Origin of the sequence: Staphylococcus sp. GDX8P80P (assembly GCF_017893095.1) — a bacterium.
GTDB classification, from domain to species: domain Bacteria; phylum Bacillota; class Bacilli; order Staphylococcales; family Staphylococcaceae; genus Staphylococcus; species Staphylococcus borealis.
On the sequence record NZ_JAESMI010000085.1, the window covers coordinates 17,456 to 34,004 of the forward strand.

The 16,549-nt window shown below is 35.9% G+C and carries 16 protein-coding genes and 1 pseudogene; 9 read left to right on the forward strand and 8 right to left on the reverse strand.

Annotated features, from left to right (window positions below; genetic code table 11):
* The first annotated feature begins 11 nt into the window (after nucleotides 1-11).
* The 5 genes from KA858_RS08320 to arcC all read left to right on the forward strand — a co-directional run bounded on the left by KA858_RS08320 (nucleotide 12) and on the right by arcC (nucleotide 5,420).
* Nucleotides 12-866 (forward strand): CPBP family intramembrane glutamic endopeptidase, encoded by an 855-nt coding sequence (locus KA858_RS08320; protein WP_245342067.1) that lies wholly within the window; start codon nucleotides 12-14, stop codon nucleotides 864-866.
* Between the two features lie 157 nt (nucleotides 867-1,023).
* Nucleotides 1,024-1,428 (forward strand): NINE protein, encoded by a 405-nt coding sequence (locus tag KA858_RS08325; RefSeq protein ID WP_210135417.1) that lies wholly within the window; start codon nucleotides 1,024-1,026, stop codon nucleotides 1,426-1,428.
* A 687-nt stretch (nucleotides 1,429-2,115) separates the two neighbouring features.
* Complete coding sequence (locus KA858_RS08330) at nucleotides 2,116-3,147, forward strand: PTS sugar transporter subunit IIC (RefSeq protein ID WP_053030083.1); 1,032 nt, start codon at nucleotides 2,116-2,118, stop codon at nucleotides 3,145-3,147.
* 326 nt (nucleotides 3,148-3,473) lie between these two features.
* Nucleotides 3,474-4,472 carry an ornithine carbamoyltransferase gene (argF, locus tag KA858_RS08335; RefSeq protein WP_053030082.1) on the forward strand — a complete coding sequence of 333 codons (999 nt, stop codon included), beginning with the start codon at nucleotides 3,474-3,476 and terminating at the stop codon, nucleotides 4,470-4,472.
* 18 nt (nucleotides 4,473-4,490) lie between these two features.
* A complete protein-coding gene (gene arcC, locus KA858_RS08340; protein WP_053030081.1) occupies nucleotides 4,491-5,420 on the forward strand; it encodes a carbamate kinase in 930 nt (309 codons plus the stop codon).
* A 243-nt stretch (nucleotides 5,421-5,663) separates the two neighbouring features.
* Here the strand turns inward: arcC and lplA are convergent, their stop codons facing one another.
* From lplA to KA858_RS08365, 5 genes are read right to left on the reverse strand one after another with little or no spacing between them, the layout of a single operon-like run.
* Entirely contained in the window at nucleotides 5,664-6,686 is a 1,023-nt protein-coding gene (gene lplA, locus KA858_RS08345; RefSeq protein WP_210135418.1) for a lipoate--protein ligase, read from the reverse strand.
* An 11-nt stretch (nucleotides 6,687-6,697) separates the two neighbouring features.
* Nucleotides 6,698-7,612, reverse strand: coding sequence for an SIR2 family NAD-dependent protein deacylase (locus KA858_RS08350; protein WP_245342069.1), 915 nt, complete (start codon nucleotides 7,610-7,612; stop codon nucleotides 6,698-6,700).
* The gene (locus KA858_RS08355) at nucleotides 7,596-8,348 is read right to left on the reverse strand and encodes a protein-ADP-ribose hydrolase (RefSeq protein ID WP_210135428.1); all 753 of its coding nucleotides are present in this window, start codon (nucleotides 8,346-8,348) and stop codon (nucleotides 7,596-7,598) included. The genes KA858_RS08350 and KA858_RS08355 overlap by 17 nt, the downstream gene beginning before the upstream one ends.
* Nucleotides 8,349-8,392: 44 nt before the next feature.
* A complete protein-coding gene (locus KA858_RS08360; protein WP_210135419.1) occupies nucleotides 8,393-8,734 on the reverse strand; it encodes a glycine cleavage system H family protein in 342 nt (113 codons plus the stop codon).
* A 21-nt stretch (nucleotides 8,735-8,755) separates the two neighbouring features.
* Entirely contained in the window at nucleotides 8,756-9,757 is a 1,002-nt protein-coding gene (locus tag KA858_RS08365; protein ID WP_210135420.1) for an LLM class flavin-dependent oxidoreductase, read from the reverse strand.
* A gap of 239 nt (nucleotides 9,758-9,996) precedes the next feature.
* On the opposite strand from KA858_RS08365, the gene KA858_RS08370 reads away from it, so the two are divergent.
* The 3 genes from KA858_RS08370 (at nucleotide 9,997) to KA858_RS08380 (ending at nucleotide 12,657) form a co-directional block, all read left to right on the forward strand.
* Nucleotides 9,997-11,190, forward strand: a complete 1,194-nt coding sequence (locus KA858_RS08370) for an NADH-dependent flavin oxidoreductase (protein WP_210135421.1) — start codon at nucleotides 9,997-9,999, stop codon at nucleotides 11,188-11,190.
* A 235-nt stretch (nucleotides 11,191-11,425) separates the two neighbouring features.
* Nucleotides 11,426-12,391, forward strand: a complete 966-nt coding sequence (gene bioB / locus KA858_RS08375; RefSeq protein ID WP_210135422.1) for a biotin synthase BioB — start codon at nucleotides 11,426-11,428, stop codon at nucleotides 12,389-12,391.
* A 65-nt stretch (nucleotides 12,392-12,456) separates the two neighbouring features.
* Entirely contained in the window at nucleotides 12,457-12,657 is a 201-nt protein-coding gene (locus KA858_RS08380; RefSeq protein ID WP_210135423.1) for a hypothetical protein, read from the forward strand.
* Between the two features lie 73 nt (nucleotides 12,658-12,730).
* On the opposite strand, the gene KA858_RS08385 is transcribed toward KA858_RS08380, so the two are convergent.
* The 3 genes from KA858_RS08385 to KA858_RS08395 form a co-directional block, all read right to left on the reverse strand.
* Nucleotides 12,731-13,261, reverse strand: a complete 531-nt coding sequence (locus KA858_RS08385; protein ID WP_210135424.1) for a tubby C-terminal domain-like protein — start codon at nucleotides 13,259-13,261, stop codon at nucleotides 12,731-12,733.
* A gap of 498 nt (nucleotides 13,262-13,759) precedes the next feature.
* Entirely contained in the window at nucleotides 13,760-14,482 is a 723-nt protein-coding gene (locus KA858_RS08390) for a hypothetical protein (protein ID WP_210135425.1), read from the reverse strand.
* 135 nt (nucleotides 14,483-14,617) lie between these two features.
* A complete protein-coding gene (locus KA858_RS08395; protein ID WP_210135426.1) occupies nucleotides 14,618-16,036 on the reverse strand; it encodes an anion permease in 1,419 nt (472 codons plus the stop codon).
* Between the two features lie 191 nt (nucleotides 16,037-16,227).
* Here KA858_RS08395 and KA858_RS08400 point away from each other — a divergent pair.
* Nucleotides 16,228-16,398, forward strand: a pseudogene (locus KA858_RS08400) (DUF819 family protein); the annotation flags it as partial.
* Nucleotides 16,399-16,549: the final 151 nt, after the last annotated feature.

Consider the following 16,549-nt stretch of genomic DNA (forward strand, 5'->3'; position numbering starts at 1 on the left):
GTACCATACCAATGATGCGTCGTTCGCTACTTACATATATTCTTCTAGTATTCGTCTTAACCTATAGTATAGAAGGACTTGTTTACATATTAGGTGGGCTTCAAGCTTTCTCAATAATTGCGAGTTTAGTGATGTTGCTTCCAGCTATTTCAGCAATCATCGTATGGGCTGTTTTTTATCGTGATTATACATTTTGGAAATTCTTTGGACTTAGATTAGGTAAAATTAAATATTGGTTTATACTTCCAATAATGATGTTAATGATATTGATAATAATTTACCTTGTGTCTTATATATTAAATCCTGACCAATTTTTAAATAGTTCAGAACTACAACATAGAATGAAAGAGATTTTTATTGTTATACCTGATGTACCCGCTTTAATGAGTTTATTAATACCATTGGCACTTAATTTAACTGTGGGAATCGCTTTTAGTATCATTGCTTACCTTGGAGAAGAATTGGGCTGGCGTGCATTGATGTACCCTCAATTAATTAAATTTGGATTAACGAAAGGGTTAATTATAGGAGGTATCATTTGGGGACTATGGCATTTACCTCTTATTTTAATGGGTCATAATTATCCAAATCACCCAATTATAGGAAATATAATGATGATATTGATGTGTATTCCAATGGGGATTATTCTTTATTATGCCTATATCAAGTCTGGAAGTATTTTTGTACCCGCGATAATGCATGGCATTTTAAATCAATTTTCAAGTACGATCACGACATTCTCTATTAAAACGTCAGAATTCAACCCACTACTTTACGGATCAACAGGACTTGTAGGCATCGTCATTTTAAGTTTAGTTGCTTTATTTTTAATTAAAAGGATTAAGAAATTGGAAAAATTATCATGACTAAATTTTAGACTGACCCTATCTTCCGGAGGGTCTTAAACTTAAAAAATCACTGTAAATCGCCAAATTTCTGCAAAAATAGCTTGTTTGTTCATAATTTTCGCTAGAAGAAACAAAGGTTTAACCATATGATGACAACGTAAAGGAGCGGATTGATTTGAAATCTAACCATGTTGGGGAAAGTATTCGAAACTTAAGGAAGTCTAAAAAGATGTCTCAAGAGAAGTTAGCAGAAAAGCTAAATGTTTCTCGACATTCTATTTCAAATTGGGAAAGGGAAGTAAGTTCTCCAGATATGCATTCATTATTGGAGATGACAGAACTTTTCGGCGTTTCTTTAAATCATTTGGTTAAAGGAGACGAACTCATTGTGAACAAGTATGTTTATGCAGGTTTAGCATTTTTTCTAGGTGGACTAGGTGCACATCGTTTTTACAGAAAACAATATGGAAAGGCATTGTTATATGTATTATTGTGTTGGACAGGCATTCCAGGTGTTATTGGAATGATAGAGGGAATTATAGCATTTACAAAAACTGCAGATGCTCAAGGTAATATTTAATTTAAATGAGGAGTGAGATTGTATTCATAGTGAATGCAGTTTCACTTCTCTATTTTTTCACACAACAAAAGCACTTATAGCATTGGGAGAACTATAAGTGCTTCAACGGCCATATTGGCGTTTTGGGAAAATATAAAAATTGGGTTTTTAATAAAATGTACGTAAGGATACATTTTATTGGCATGGGATTACTAGTAATTCATAAATGTACTCAATAATTTAAGGAAGTTTGAGTAATTCAAACTAAATTGAAAAGAAAAGAGCATGTAATTGATCACGTAAAGAATATTACGAATGCAATTAGTCTCCCAAAACAAATACATAAATCATGTATCTACTTTTGATAAATACCCATTCAATTTAAAATAAAACTCTTTTCACAAACAAAAAGGATAAAAATATTAATTTTAGTGAAGGTGAAGATATTATCTTTCAGTGTGCCATGCTATCCTACGATTTCTAAGTTTTTCCATTACAAACCGATACAATTAAATGCGATTTACGTATATATGATTTTGCATAGTATTTATTTTGCTTTTTACATAAAAAATAATAAATTCCGTGGAATATAATTTGTTTTTTTAGTAAAATAGTCACTAAACGAGGATAAAAGATAACTTTAGGGGTTTAAAATAGTTAACTTATATTCTCTTTTTTTTATTATCTATAAGGGGATGGAAAAATATTATGGATTTACTTATTGGTACGTTATTCTTAATTTTAGTTCTTATTATTTTTACATTATTTACGTATAAAGCGCCAAATGGTATGCGTGCGATGGGAGCACTAGCAAATGCGGCGATTGCAACGTTCTTAGTCGAAGCATTCAACAAGTATGTAGGCGGAGAAGTCTTTGGCATAAAGTTTCTTGAAGAGTTAGGAGATGCTGCGGGAGGCCTTGGTGGCGTTGCTGCAGCAGGATTAACTGCACTTGCGATTGGTGTGTCTCCAGTCTATGCACTAGTGATTGGTGCTGCCTGTGGTGGTATGGATCTCTTACCAGGTTTCTTCGCAGGTTATCTGATTGGTTACGTAATGAAATACACAGAGAAATATGTTCCAGACGGTGTCGATTTAATTGGTTCGGTTGTGATACTTGCGCCACTTGCAAGATTAATTGCAGCTGGTTTAACACCAGTCGTTAATAATACACTCTTGAAAATTGGTGACATTATTCAAAGCAGTACAGACACGAATCCAATCTTTATGGGGATTGTTCTCGGAGGTATCATTACAGTTGTTGGTACAGCGCCATTAAGTTCAATGGCATTAACCGCATTACTCGGATTAACAGGTATACCGATGGCAATCGGGGCAATGGCTGCATTTAGTTCAGCATTTATGAACGGAACATTATTCCACCGTTTAAAACTAGGTGACCGTAAATCAACAATTTCAGTAAGTATTGAACCGTTATCTCAAGCAGATATCGTATCAGCTAACCCAATTCCAATTTACATAACCAACTTCTTCGGTGGTGCTGCAGCAGGTCTAATTATCGCATTATCTGGTATGGTTAATGATGCGACAGGTACAGCGACACCGATTGCAGGTTTCCTTGTCATGTTTGGCTTTAATAATCCAATGACAGTCGTTATATACGGTGTAGTGATGGCTATCGTTGGTGGACTTGCAGGTTGGATTGGTTCACTCGTATTTAAGAAATACCCAATTGTTACTAAACAGGACATGATTAATCGAGGCGCTAAAGACGCATAATATCAAAATAAACCTTCTTTGTACCATTGTGACAAAGAAGGTTTATTTGTATATAAATTTTAAAAATGGAACAAGTTTCGCTAATGAGAAACGAATTACTAAATAAGTTTAATAATACTATCTTATGTGTAATAATAAAAATATAAAAATTGGAGTAATCTCTTTCATTATAACGCTATAAAATGTAAAAATATCTAAAATCATGTTATTGTAAATATTTTGTCAATTATACATAAATAATTTATAAACTTATTTAAAAAGTGTTGTATTATATTTTGTTATCGCTTACAATACATGTGAAAGATATCACAAAGGAGTTGTACAAGATGCAAAATTTAAGAAATAGAAGTTTTTTAACACTATTAGACTTTTCACAAAAAGAGGTTGAGTTTTTACTAAATCTATCTGAGGATTTAAAACGAGCGAAATACGCTGGTATAGAACAACAAAAGCTTAAAGGTAAAAACATCGCTTTGATCTTTGAAAAAGACTCTACGCGTACACGTTGTGCGTTTGAAACTGCAGCATATGATCAAGGCGCTCACGTGACATATCTTGGACCAACTGGAAGCCAAATGGGTAAAAAAGAATCTGCTAAAGATACTGCTCGTGTATTAGGTGGTATGTATGATGGAATCGAATACCGTGGCTTCTCACAACGTACTGTTGAAGAATTAGCGAAATATTCAGGTGTGCCTGTGTGGAACGGCTTAACAGATGAAGATCATCCTACTCAAGTACTTGCTGACTTCTTAACAGCAAAAGAAGTATTGAAAAAACCATACCACGAAATTAACTTCACATATGTTGGAGATGGACGTAACAACGTTGCAAATGCATTAATGCAAGGTGCAGCAATTATGGGAATGACTTTCCACTTAGTTTGCCCTAAAGAATTAAATCCAACAGATGAATTATTAAATCGTTGTAAAGAAATCGCAGCTAAAAATGGTGGCGAAATCTTAGTAACTGATAACATCGATGAAGGTGTTAAAGGTTCAGACGTTATCTACACAGACGTTTGGGTATCAATGGGTGAACCTGATGAAGTTTGGGAAAAACGTATTAAATTATTAGAACCATATCGTGTAACTAAAGAAATGATGGAAAAAACTGGTAACCCACGTGCAATCTTCGAACACTGCTTACCATCATTCCACGATACTGAAACTAAAATTGGTAAAGAAATTCAAGAAAAATATGGCTTAACTGAAATGGAAGTTGCTGACGAAGTCTTTGAAAGTGAACAATCTGTTGTCTTCCAAGAAGCAGAAAACAGAGCACACACTATTAAAGCTGTGATGGTTGCAACTTTAGGAGAATAATCGAAGGGAGACCTACCTATGTCTAAAATCGTAGTGGCTTTAGGTGGTAACGCTTTAGGACAATCACCTGAAGAGCAATTAGAATTAGTTAAAGGAACAGCTAAATCATTAGTTAGCTTAATCCAAAAAGGTTATGAAGTTGTAATCAGTCATGGTAATGGCCCACAAGTCGGCAGTATTAATTTAGGATTAAATTATGCAGCTGAAAATGGCCAAGGACCAGCGTTCCCATTCCCTGAATGTGGCGCAATGAGTCAAGCTTACATTGGCTATCAACTACAAGAAAGTTTATTAAATGAACTTCATGAATTAGGTATCGATAAACAAGTTGTTACATTAGTAACACAAGTAGAAGTTGCTGGTGATGACCAAGCATTCGATAATCCAACAAAACCAATTGGTCTATTCTATACTAAAGAACAAGCAGATCAAACAATGCAAGAAAAAGGTTATCAATTTGTAGAAGACTCAGGACGTGGTTATCGTCGAGTTGTACCTTCTCCAATGCCAATCAACATTGTAGAATTAGATAGCATTGAAACATTGATTAAACACGGCACACTCGTTATTGCAGCTGGTGGTGGCGGTATCCCAGTTGTTAAAGAAGAAGGTAACTACAAAGGCGTCGATGCTGTTATCGATAAAGATAAAACAAGTGCTTTATTAGCAGCACACTTAAAATCAGATCAATTAATTATCTTAACAGCAGTAGACTATGTTTACATTAACTATGGTAAAGATAATCAAGAAGCTTTAGGTGAAGTAACAGTAGATGAAATGAATAAACACATTGCTGACGGTCAATTTGCAAAAGGCAGTATGTTACCTAAAGTAGAAGCGGCATTACAATTCATCGAGAAAAATCCAGAAGGTAGTGTATTAATCACATCTCTTGAAGACTTAGGAGATGCCTTAGATGGTAAGATTGGTACATTAATTAAAAAGTAATGTTATGTGATTGACTTTTGACATGGTTATAAAATAACACTCAATACATTTTAATAAATAAGTTAAACCTGGGCTTAATGTATGTGATTTACATACTAAGCTCAGGTTTTTTAGTGGTCATTTAAATATTAAAAATCCCCTCACTAAATAACGTAGTGAAGGGAATGAGGTTTACCCAATGTGTTACAGCTGTTAGTAACATTCAGAAATGCAAAAATGTGACTTAAAATTGCTCTGCTGTAATTAACTCAATATAAATGCCACAAATTCTTCTACGCTAAGATTGCCAAAGTAGAAGGTTAAATCAATGTCATTCAAACGTTCAATTAAATCTGCTTTGACCATGCGTGTCCCAATTAAATGTGCTTCAACATCGTGAATGTTGCCTTGACCAAAGAAATCGCCATAAATACGACAATTGGCAATACGGTTATGTTCAATTGATAGGGAAATATCAATTGTGCCGCAACTAAAGCGCTCATTTCGGTTGTATTCATATCGTGGTGAACGGCCATAGTTCCATTCCCAATTATCATACTTTTCAGCGACTAATTGATCGATGCCAGCCCAATCTTCATCAGTTAATTCATAGCGTTTAGCATCTTTAATGTCATCAATGCCCATGATTTGCGTAATCATAAGATCTTTAAATTCGTGAATCGTGATGTCTTGATATTTAGGATCTAATGCATCACGAATTTGACCGACACGGGCACGTACGGATTTAATACCTTTAGATTCAATCTTCTTACGGTTTGGTTTCAACACGTTGACCATGGCGTCATAATCAACATCTAATAATAATGAATAACCACCATAAATACGATCGTTCAATAATGTCATCGCAGCGCCTGAAATTTTCTTGTCATTTAAAGCAAGGTCATTTCGACCACTTTGAATGACGTCAGTGGCACCTAAATTGTGTAGTGCTTGAATGGCAGGACGGTAGAAGCGTTGGAAATCTCCGTATATGGAGGTATCTTGTTCTAAAATACAACATACGTTAACGGCACCATCATCCACGTAAACTGCGCCACCGCCTGTATCACGGCGGACCACTTTAATATGATGCGCATCGACATAATCTTGATTAATCTCTACTGCAGTATTCTGGAAGCGACCGATTTCTACTTTCGGTTGGCAATAATATGGAAGTAATATATCTTCATATAAAAAGATGTGGTTATTAACATATACTTGCATCGCCAAGTTAACGGCGCCATCATCGATATATTTACCATTACGAATAGGTTCTATTAAATACATGTTCTCGTCTCCTAAGTTGTTAATTGTCTTTGTGCATGAATGATTAACGACGCAATATCTTCAGTAAGATGAATCGTTCTATCTTGGATTGATTTAGGGATGCGATACGCTTTCTTGTTTAACGTCATAAACACAGCATTTGGATTTTGGCGTGTCATACGTTGGAACGGATGTTTCACAAATTGTGGTGTCGTATAACCAATACCGATTTCAAGATATAACACTTTGCCATCTTTATGCGTGTCTAGAAAATGGTTGTAGCGATCTAGTTGTGCATGGAAGTCCGCATCTTCAACCATCCCTACTTGTGCTTTACGTTTATTAATTTCCATAGGTGCATCACATTTAGGACAATGTGGAATCAGCTCATATGGAATTTTCATGTCTTCTTGTTGGGCTACCATTTCGCGAATTGCATCATCGTCACGATACGTTTGTGCATGACAGTGTTGGCTACATTGCCAGAGAATGTATTCTCCTTGAATATGGAACACTTTGTCTAAATCATAATCTGCCACTAGAAAGGCATTATCTGCATTTGTCGTAATGATATGATAATCCTTTTGCTGAAGCATCTGTTTAAGTGCCACGTAAGAAGGACCTACAGGTTGATCTAAGTAGTTTAATTTCACGAAACGACTTTCAAATGCCCAATACTCCTGCCAACTTTCAAATGGATGCAGACTCGCTTGTAGCATATCGAAGAAGTTATATTTCTCGATAAAATCAGGGAAATTCTGCGTAAAGCGTTCACCAATATAAGTGAAGCCGTCTGATGCAGACATCCCCGCACCTATACCTACAACAATGGCATCTGCTTCATCAATCGCTTGTGCTAAAATATCGGTTTGATTAGCGTCTGCTTGTTTCGCCTTATCAAGTGCAATCCAGTTCTGTTTCTGTGTTGTGTTATCTGTTGTCGTCATTGAAAGCCTCCTTATAAAGTGCTAAATCTCTGTCTGTGAATACATTAAAGAGTACTTTCATCTTTGAGCCAGTTTCATGCAAATAGTCGCGTGTGGTTTGAATTGCTATGCGACTCGCTTCATCTTGAGGGAATCCAAAGACACCTGTTGAAATACAACAGAATGCTAGATGCTTTAAGCCATGTTCGTCGGCGAGTGCCAGACAACTTCGATAACAACGTGCGAGCAAATCTTTATTCATCTGTGACACAGGTTGTTTATGAATTTGAGGGCCGACTGTATGAATAACATATGTCGCTGGTAGATTATACGCAGAGGTAATCTTTGCTTTCCCCACACCTTCTTTACGGCCTTGTTGCGCAATGATATCAGCGCAATCAAGACGTAATTGTACACCAGCTTTAGTGTGAATGACGTTATCGATGCAATCATGATTCGCTTGCATACATCCTAAGAATCGGCTGTTCGCTGCGTTGACGATACCGTCAATAGCAAGTGTTGTGATGTCACCTTGCCATACATATAGTGACGCATCTGAAATAGGTGTTAAATCATCGATATGTGTGATGTCTTGTTGGTTGTTCAATGTAGATAAAAAGGCATCTTGTATCTCTAAGTACTCAGAACTTACAGGCTCAGGTGGACGAACATTGGCCAAACCTCGATACAATTCCCACTGTTCTGTGTCAGTCTCAGGGAAGTCTAAAGGTTTGTCACCATATTGTTCTTTCCACATGGCTTCAATTAGATAAGCTAAACGTTCTTGTTGATTCACTGCATTTAGTCCTCATCTGGATCTGGTAATGCGTCGTATGCTGCTTCATCTACATTTTCTAATTTAACTAACCAATTTTCTTCTGGTTTTTCTGAATTTAAAATAGCTGGTTCATCTTCTGCTTTCGTATTACGTTCAACGATTTTACCTGCAAGTGGAGATTGCACATCTAATACAGTTTTAGATGCTTCGATGCTGACGATTTCATCATTAACATTAACATCGTCTGCGCCCATAAATTCGACATAACCTACAGTACCTACATCATCTTGTAATTCAGGTGTCATATGATAAATATATTGGTTACCTACTTTTTCTACATATAAATAATTAGCTAATTTAGCCATTACATATCATCCTTTCTTTATTTATAAATACGCTTGTGCTATGCGTTCGATTGTACGACATCGTTGGTCGATGCCTGGTAATAGTGGTACAACTAAGACTTCATCCGCCTTAAATTCTTGGATCATGGCATCCAAGCGGGGTTTCACTTGCGCTATTGTTCCGGCTAAAATTCGTGAACGGTGTTGAGTGATAACGCGTTTATCACGGTCACTTAATTTATATTGTCTAGCTGTTTCAATAGAAGGGAAGCGATCAAACTCAGCAAATTGTTGTTTGCCTAATAACCACACGTCAAGTGCATGTAATAAGTCTTGAGCCTCTTCTTCAGTATCCGTAACGATGACAAACGTGGTTAACATGACTATGGGTGACATGTTTAACGCAGTCGGTTGAAAATGTTCGCGATACGTTTCGACAGACGCTTTAGCTGCATCAATCTTATCCTGGTTTGGTAATAAGAATGTCCCTAATGTGTAGCCCATGCCCTGTGTAGCAGCTAATTTAGCTGAACGTTGACTTGCGCTTAAGAGCCACATATCAGGATGACGAGATAGCTGAGGTTGACTAATGACCTGTCCTACGCGTTGGGCTTCTGGTGCTTGCGTCAAGTAATGGCGAATATCTTCAATACTTTGTGCATAATCAAGATAATCACGTTTGTCCTCGTCCATTGCGCGTTTAACCACCGCTGTACCTGGATTATTGCCGATACCCAAGTCAACCCGACCAGGGTGGAGTGCCTCTAACATTTTGAAATTTTCGGCCACTTTAAACGGGCTATAGTGCGGTAACATGACCCCGCCAGACCCCAACTTAATGCGTTTCGTTTCCCCTAACAAATGCATCATTAAGAGTTCAGGACTACCACTCGCAAACGCTGGAACGTCATGATGTTCCGTTAACCAGAAACGTTTATAACCTAGTTCATCAGCGCGTTTAGCAAGTCTTGTTGTATCTTGTAATGCTTGTGTCGCATCCTTACCTTCATCAATCATGGCATAATCTAATATATTGAAATCCACTTGGTGCTCATCTCCAAAGCTTAATTGTTTAGTCCCTTATTATAATACCCACCACCATTTTAACGTGTTTAAAGAATTTTTGTAGTAATTTAGTTTATACGTCACACAAATGTTCTACTGCTATTTTCTTTTCCCGAAAAGGGGGCAAAAAATCGTTCACAAACAAGTCGATTGTGTATTGTCATAAAGCATGATACTTTGAAAATAATACAAAAATGAACGAAAGAGGATGTCATAAAATGTCGAAGTACGCACCATTGCTAGAACCCATTACATTATCTAATGGCATTACATTAGCCAATCGATTTGTCCTTTCGCCAATGACGACGAACTCATCTACGAAAGAAGGACATATCACAGAAGAAGATTTACGTTATGCGAAACGACGCGCAAGTTCAGCAGGATTGCAAGTAACCGGCGCAGCATATATTGAGCCATATGGACAATTGTTTGAATACGGCTTTAATATCTCTGATGATGCTTGTATTCCTGGGCTTAGAAAAGTTGCGCAAGCGATGAAACAAGATGGTAATAAAGCGATTATTCAACTTGCGCATGCTGGAAGATTCTCAAATACTGCAATTATGAATTATGGGGAAGTGTATGGTCCCAGTCCAATGACCTTGCATTCACCAATTAAACACAACGTGTTAGAGATGTCAGTTGATAAAATTCATGAAGTTACACAACAATATGCAGATGCGACATCTCGTGCGATCCAAGCGGGCTTTGATGGTGTTGAAATTTCAGTCGCACAACGTTTATTATTACAAACATTCTTCTCAACATTCTCTAATCAGCGTCATGACCAGTATGGTGTTGATTCATTAGAGAATCGAGCACGCTTTGGCTTAGAGGTCATGCAAGCAGTACAGAAAGTGATTGATGATGAAGCACCAAGTGATTTCATCTTCGGCTATAGAGCAACACCTGAAGAAACCAGAGGTAGTGACTTAGGCTATACCGTCGATGAATTTAATCAACATATCGATTGGGTTATGGACGTCGCCAATATTCATTATCTGGCTATCGCAAGTTGGGGGCGTAATATTTATCAGAATAAGACACGTACACCTGGCGCACATTATGGACGACGCGTTAATCAAGTTGTATATGAACATTTAAATGGTCGTATACCACTCATTGCAAGCGGCGGTATTAATTCACCTGAAACAGCACTAGATGCTTTAAGTAACGCTGATATGGTTGGCATGTCTTCACCATTTGTGACAGAACCAGATTTCGTGCGCAAATTGGCAGAAGGACGTGAAGACGCCATTGACTTACATGTACATCCAGATGAGTTAGATGAGCTGGCCATTCCACATGCTGCCTTTAAAGATATTGTACAAATGATGGATTACGGTGAAGGTTTGCAGAAGAAAACACGCGATGAACTGCGTAAATTAGAGAAAAATTATGATGAAGAATAGAGAGTAAGGCAGAAATCGAGTGTGTCAAAAAGATTTTGTTGCATAGCCCTACAATGATGAATAGAACAAGAATATGTTGATATAGGTTGGGATGTTTTAATACGTTCCAGCCTTTTGCTTTGTTTAATTTCCGGCTAAATATTTAATTTTTCATGTCGTTAATGTAAACTTATTTATATATAAGGTTTACATTTAGAATTTTTACGGGATTTTATAAAGTAAGGGGTTTAACAACATGAGATTAAATTTAGCAGAACGTATCTTAAATCAAGACGCATTAAGTAAGGATGAGGCGTTAGCATTATTTGAAGATGAAGCGATAGATACGTTTGAATTATTAAATGAAGCGTATGTGCTTCGTAAACACTTTTTCGGGAAAAAAGTGAAATTAAATATGATACTTAATGCGAAAAGTGGAATTTGTTCAGAAGACTGTGGTTATTGCGGTCAATCTGTGAAAATGAAAGACAAACAACGATACGCCTTAGTGGAACCAGAAAAAATTAAAGCAGGTGCACAAGTAGCGATAGATAACCATATTGGTACATACTGTATCGTGATGAGTGGGCGTGGTCCTACAAATAGAGAGGTTGATCATATCTGTGAGACGGTTCATGATATTAAAGCGTTGCATCCACAACTTAAAATTTGTGCCTGCTTAGGACTAACAAATGAAGCGCAAGCGGAGAAGTTAAAAGAAGCGGGCGTGGATCGCTATAATCATAATTTAAATACAAGTGAACGTTATCATAGCGAGGTTGTAACGACACATACATATGAAGATCGTGTACGTACGGTTGAAATCATGAAAGCGAATCACATCTCGCCGTGTTCAGGTGTGATTTGTGGCATGGGTGAGACGAACGAGGATATTATCGATATGGCATTTGCGTTGAGAGAAATTGATGCTGATAGTATTCCAATTAATTTCTTACATCCAATTAAAGGGACAAAATTCGGGGGACTCGATTTATTGTCTCCAATGAAATGTTTAAGAATTATCACGATGTTTCGATTGATTAACCCATCTAAAGAAATTCGTATTGCAGGTGGGCGTGAAGTCAATTTACGTTCTTTACAAGCCATCGCATTAAAAGCAGCCAATTCCATCTTTGTAGGTGATTATTTGATTACAGGTGGGCAACCGAATGAACTCGATTATCAAATGATTGAAGATTTAGGGTTTGAGATTGATGGGTAATTTAGGAAGACTTTGATATTTGATATGATAAAAGAGAATAATATTTGGAAAAGGATGAAAATAACATGTCATCTAAACATTCATCATTTGGAGATAAACGTTGGCATAACATTTTATTAATAGTAGTGGGTATATTGGTATTCTGTATATTTCATTTTGTAATGGGTGTTAATGTGGCATATGCATTAATGTTTTTATATGCGCCACTTACTATAGGCATAGTTAATTTAGGCAAACTTAGAGAAAAAGACGATAGAAATCACTGAATTATAGACATAAACCACACGCTATGAATTTAAGGAAAAAGCGTGTGGTTTTTTATGTTAAAACACAAAATCATTAGTATTCAAAAATTGTATTGAAGATACCTAAAAATAATAATTGATGTTGCGCCATAGTGGGATCTAATAACTCAAAATATACTTGTTTATTTGGTTCTCTTATTAACTTCCAACTTGCTATTGTACTGCCAGTATCTTCGTTTACAATTGTACTCCATTCAAAGAAATCATAACGTAACGTATAACATTCATCATTAAAATAAAAATAAGGATAATCTGTTTTCTCGGGAAATAATTTTTGGTGGATGATTATATCATGCGTTACTTGAGGTTCCGATTCAAAATAATTAACGATATATTTTTTGGTGATAAATGGAAATTTTCTGCGTCCTTTAAATACTAAGCGTTGTTCATTGTTAAAAATACGCCATCTTGCTTTGAAAAAAATACGCATATCCTCAATGAATAAATATTCAAAACCATGTATTTCAAAGCGCTTAATTGTTCCTAACTGTTTGTTAGGGTCGTCTACATCAACAATGTTTTTTAATTTTGGTGATAAGACATGCCCAATTTTATGTGTATACATACTGCTCACCTACTTTTAAAGAATTACAAGAAGTATCATTTATTTTAAACATAAATAATTTGTATATTTCATGCAAGAGGAGAAAGAAAAAGATATAGCTTATTGGTGGAGATTATATAAAATGGATTTTTTTCGACTACTCAAATTTATAGTAGGCCGAGACAAGTTTATCTTTACCAGTAACTTTATATTGGAAAATTTTAAATCCGCATTCTTCACAATAAAATTTTTCTAGTTTAACATGATCATACCAATCAACGCATATATGTTTTAAAGCGTTTTTTTGTAAATATCCTATGAGTTCTAGCGTATCGGAATCAATGATTAAATAAGTTCATATAGTATTTTGGTTGTTTAATGAAAAAGCTTTGTTTTGTAAACAAGAATCAATAGAAGTGTTAGAAGAAGTGTGAAATTGATTTCAATTTCGTTGTATAAGGTTGAGTAGCGGTATTAACCAATGTTGGGCACACATTTGCGTCCAACATTGGTTTCTTATTATTTTTTCAATAAATTCATGAAAGAAATGAAACTTGCAGTTGAAGCAGTACTTTTAGCTTTTTGGGATTCACGTGCAGCAAGTTCAGAAGCGTATCTAGAAGCCAAAACATCAATTTGTATTTGGTCATTTTGCTTTATAATATAGTCTTGTTTAGCTTCTAATCTTGATTGATGTTCTTCAAGTTCAAACAAATTAATAGCCTCTTTTAGGTTGTCGGCACGATATGTAAGAAAATAATCATACATTTTAGCTGCAGCATAAGCATTACAATATTTCTCCGGAATACGTTTATATATATCTATGTCATTTAAAACAGTTGCTACTTCATTTTTAACTTTATTGGCTTCATTAATTCTATTAATTGAAGAAGTAAAATGATTTTTATGAATTAATCTATTACGCGTAAACGAGTATTTCATAGAGTTGAGAAAAGCAGGATTATTTTTAGAATATTTTTTAATTCTGATGAAATATATTATATACACTATTAAACCAAGTAGTACATATCTGAATTTTAAATAAATAGATGATAATAATAAGAAAAATAATATAAAAATAACTAATCGATATATTAATGCATTTCTACGTATATTTTTAATTACTTTATCTCTAATATAGATATTTTCTTTTTCAATTATATTATTTTGCTCGTCTACCATTTGACTTGCCTTAATACATAACGCTAAGTCTTTTAGAGTGCTTTCTTGAAGTTCATTCATAGTTGTCACCTTTATTCTGAAATAATTATTTGGATAAATCTATTATACCGTTACTAGTTATAAAATAAATAGAAAATTCTGAAAAATTTCGTAAAGAGAAACTCTTACTTGTACAAGTTTCTCTCCTTAATATAGTTACATCAATCCTATTAATTTCATCCATAGTGAACCTAAACCGAGCCAGATTACAAAGTACACAACGCCTAAGGCTAGGTTCATGAGCCACCAACGTTTCTGACTAACGTAACCAGCTGCATAAAGTATAGGTGCAGGGCCACTACTGTAGTGTGTTGTAGATGCCATTAAGTTACCAAAGAAACCAAGCATTAATGCACTAAATAATGGTGGTGCACCTGCAGCAACGGCTACACCAAGTAATGCTGCGTACATGGCACTGACGTGAGCGGTTGAGCTGGCAAATAAGTAATGTGAATAGAAATAGAAGATTATTAGAATCACAAGGACGATTGGCCAACTTAGACCGCCTAAACTGTTTGCGATAGTATGGCTTAACCATGGAATAAAGCCTAATTGATTCAGTTGATCTGCCATCATCACTAGCACTGAGAACCAAACTAATGTATTCCAAGCGCCAGTTTCATTTAAAATATCTTTCCAATCTAACACGCCTGTAATAAGTAATAAAGATAATGCGATAAACGCAGTTAATGTAGCGTCTACACCAATAAAGCTACCTACTACCCAAAGTAGTAATGCGATAATAAATACACCAATCATGAATTTTTCGGCTTTAGCAATTGAACCCATTGCTGCTAATTCATTTTCAGCCCAATGTTTCGCATCCGGTGTCTCTTTAACTGTTGGTGGATACATTTTATAAATAATAAATGGTATGACAATAAGTGAAACAATACCAGGAACGATGGCTGCTAAGAACCAGTTCATCCAAGTTACGTGAACATGTACAGTTTTCTCTGCTAAATTTTGAGCGAGTGGGTTACCGGCCATTGCTGTTAAGAACATGGCTGCAGTGATAAGGTTGCCGTGAAATTCGGTAAAGATTAAAAATGAGCCCACCTTACGTTCGGTGCCTTGTTTTGGGTCAGAACCAAATGATTTAGATAGTGACTGAATGATTGGGAACATAATACCACCAGCACGGGCAGTATTACTAGGTGTTGCTGGCGCTAATATTAAATCTACACCGACGAGTGAGTATGCCAGACCAAGTGTCTTTTTACCAAATAGTCTTACAAACTGAAGTGCGATACGTCGTCCTAGTCCAGTCTTAACAAACCCTCTAGAGATAAAGAATGCCATTGCAATCAACCAAATACTTGGATTTCCGAAACCTTGAACCGCTGTCTTAGTATCGATAACGCCAACTAATATAGTTAACGTGAATCCTATAATTGATACGGCACCAATCGTCATCGGTTGGGTGATACAACCGATAATGGTACCTACGAATATAGCAAACATAAGCCATGCATCCAGACTGAGTGATTCGGGTCTGAAGGGGGCAAGCACAGCGATAAGTATGCCAATGACAAGGGGTAATATAAATTTCTTATATTTAACAGAGTGATTCATCTCGAAACCTTCTTTCCAACTTTCGAACATTTTCATACATAGAATAGACTTATTTTTAAGTAATGTACAGAGTGTTTTTGTATTTCATTGATAATAATTATCAATGAAATATTAAGTTAAAAAAACGCATAGGCTATCGAATTTTAGATGTGTATGGGATAAAATGTTATTCAAAGAAAGGGGATGACATTATGTTAACTATAGGGACGTTGATCGCGAAAGATGATACATGGATATTGTGGGCAATTATTATTGTTTGGGCGACAGTCAGTATTGTCTTAGAACAAAAATATCAATGGGCGAGCACGATTTCAGGAGCCATTATAGCCTTGGTAGGTGCGATGGTATTATCTAATTTTAAAGAGCCTGGGACATAAATAATATGATGATGCTATTTTGCAAATTCGCAGTAGCTGACTGAACTGAAAATGCGCTTAAATCAAGCTTTTTTCAGTTCTAGTCATCCTTGCGGGGGTGGGACGACGAATTTAAAAAGAATTCTGTCCCACTCCC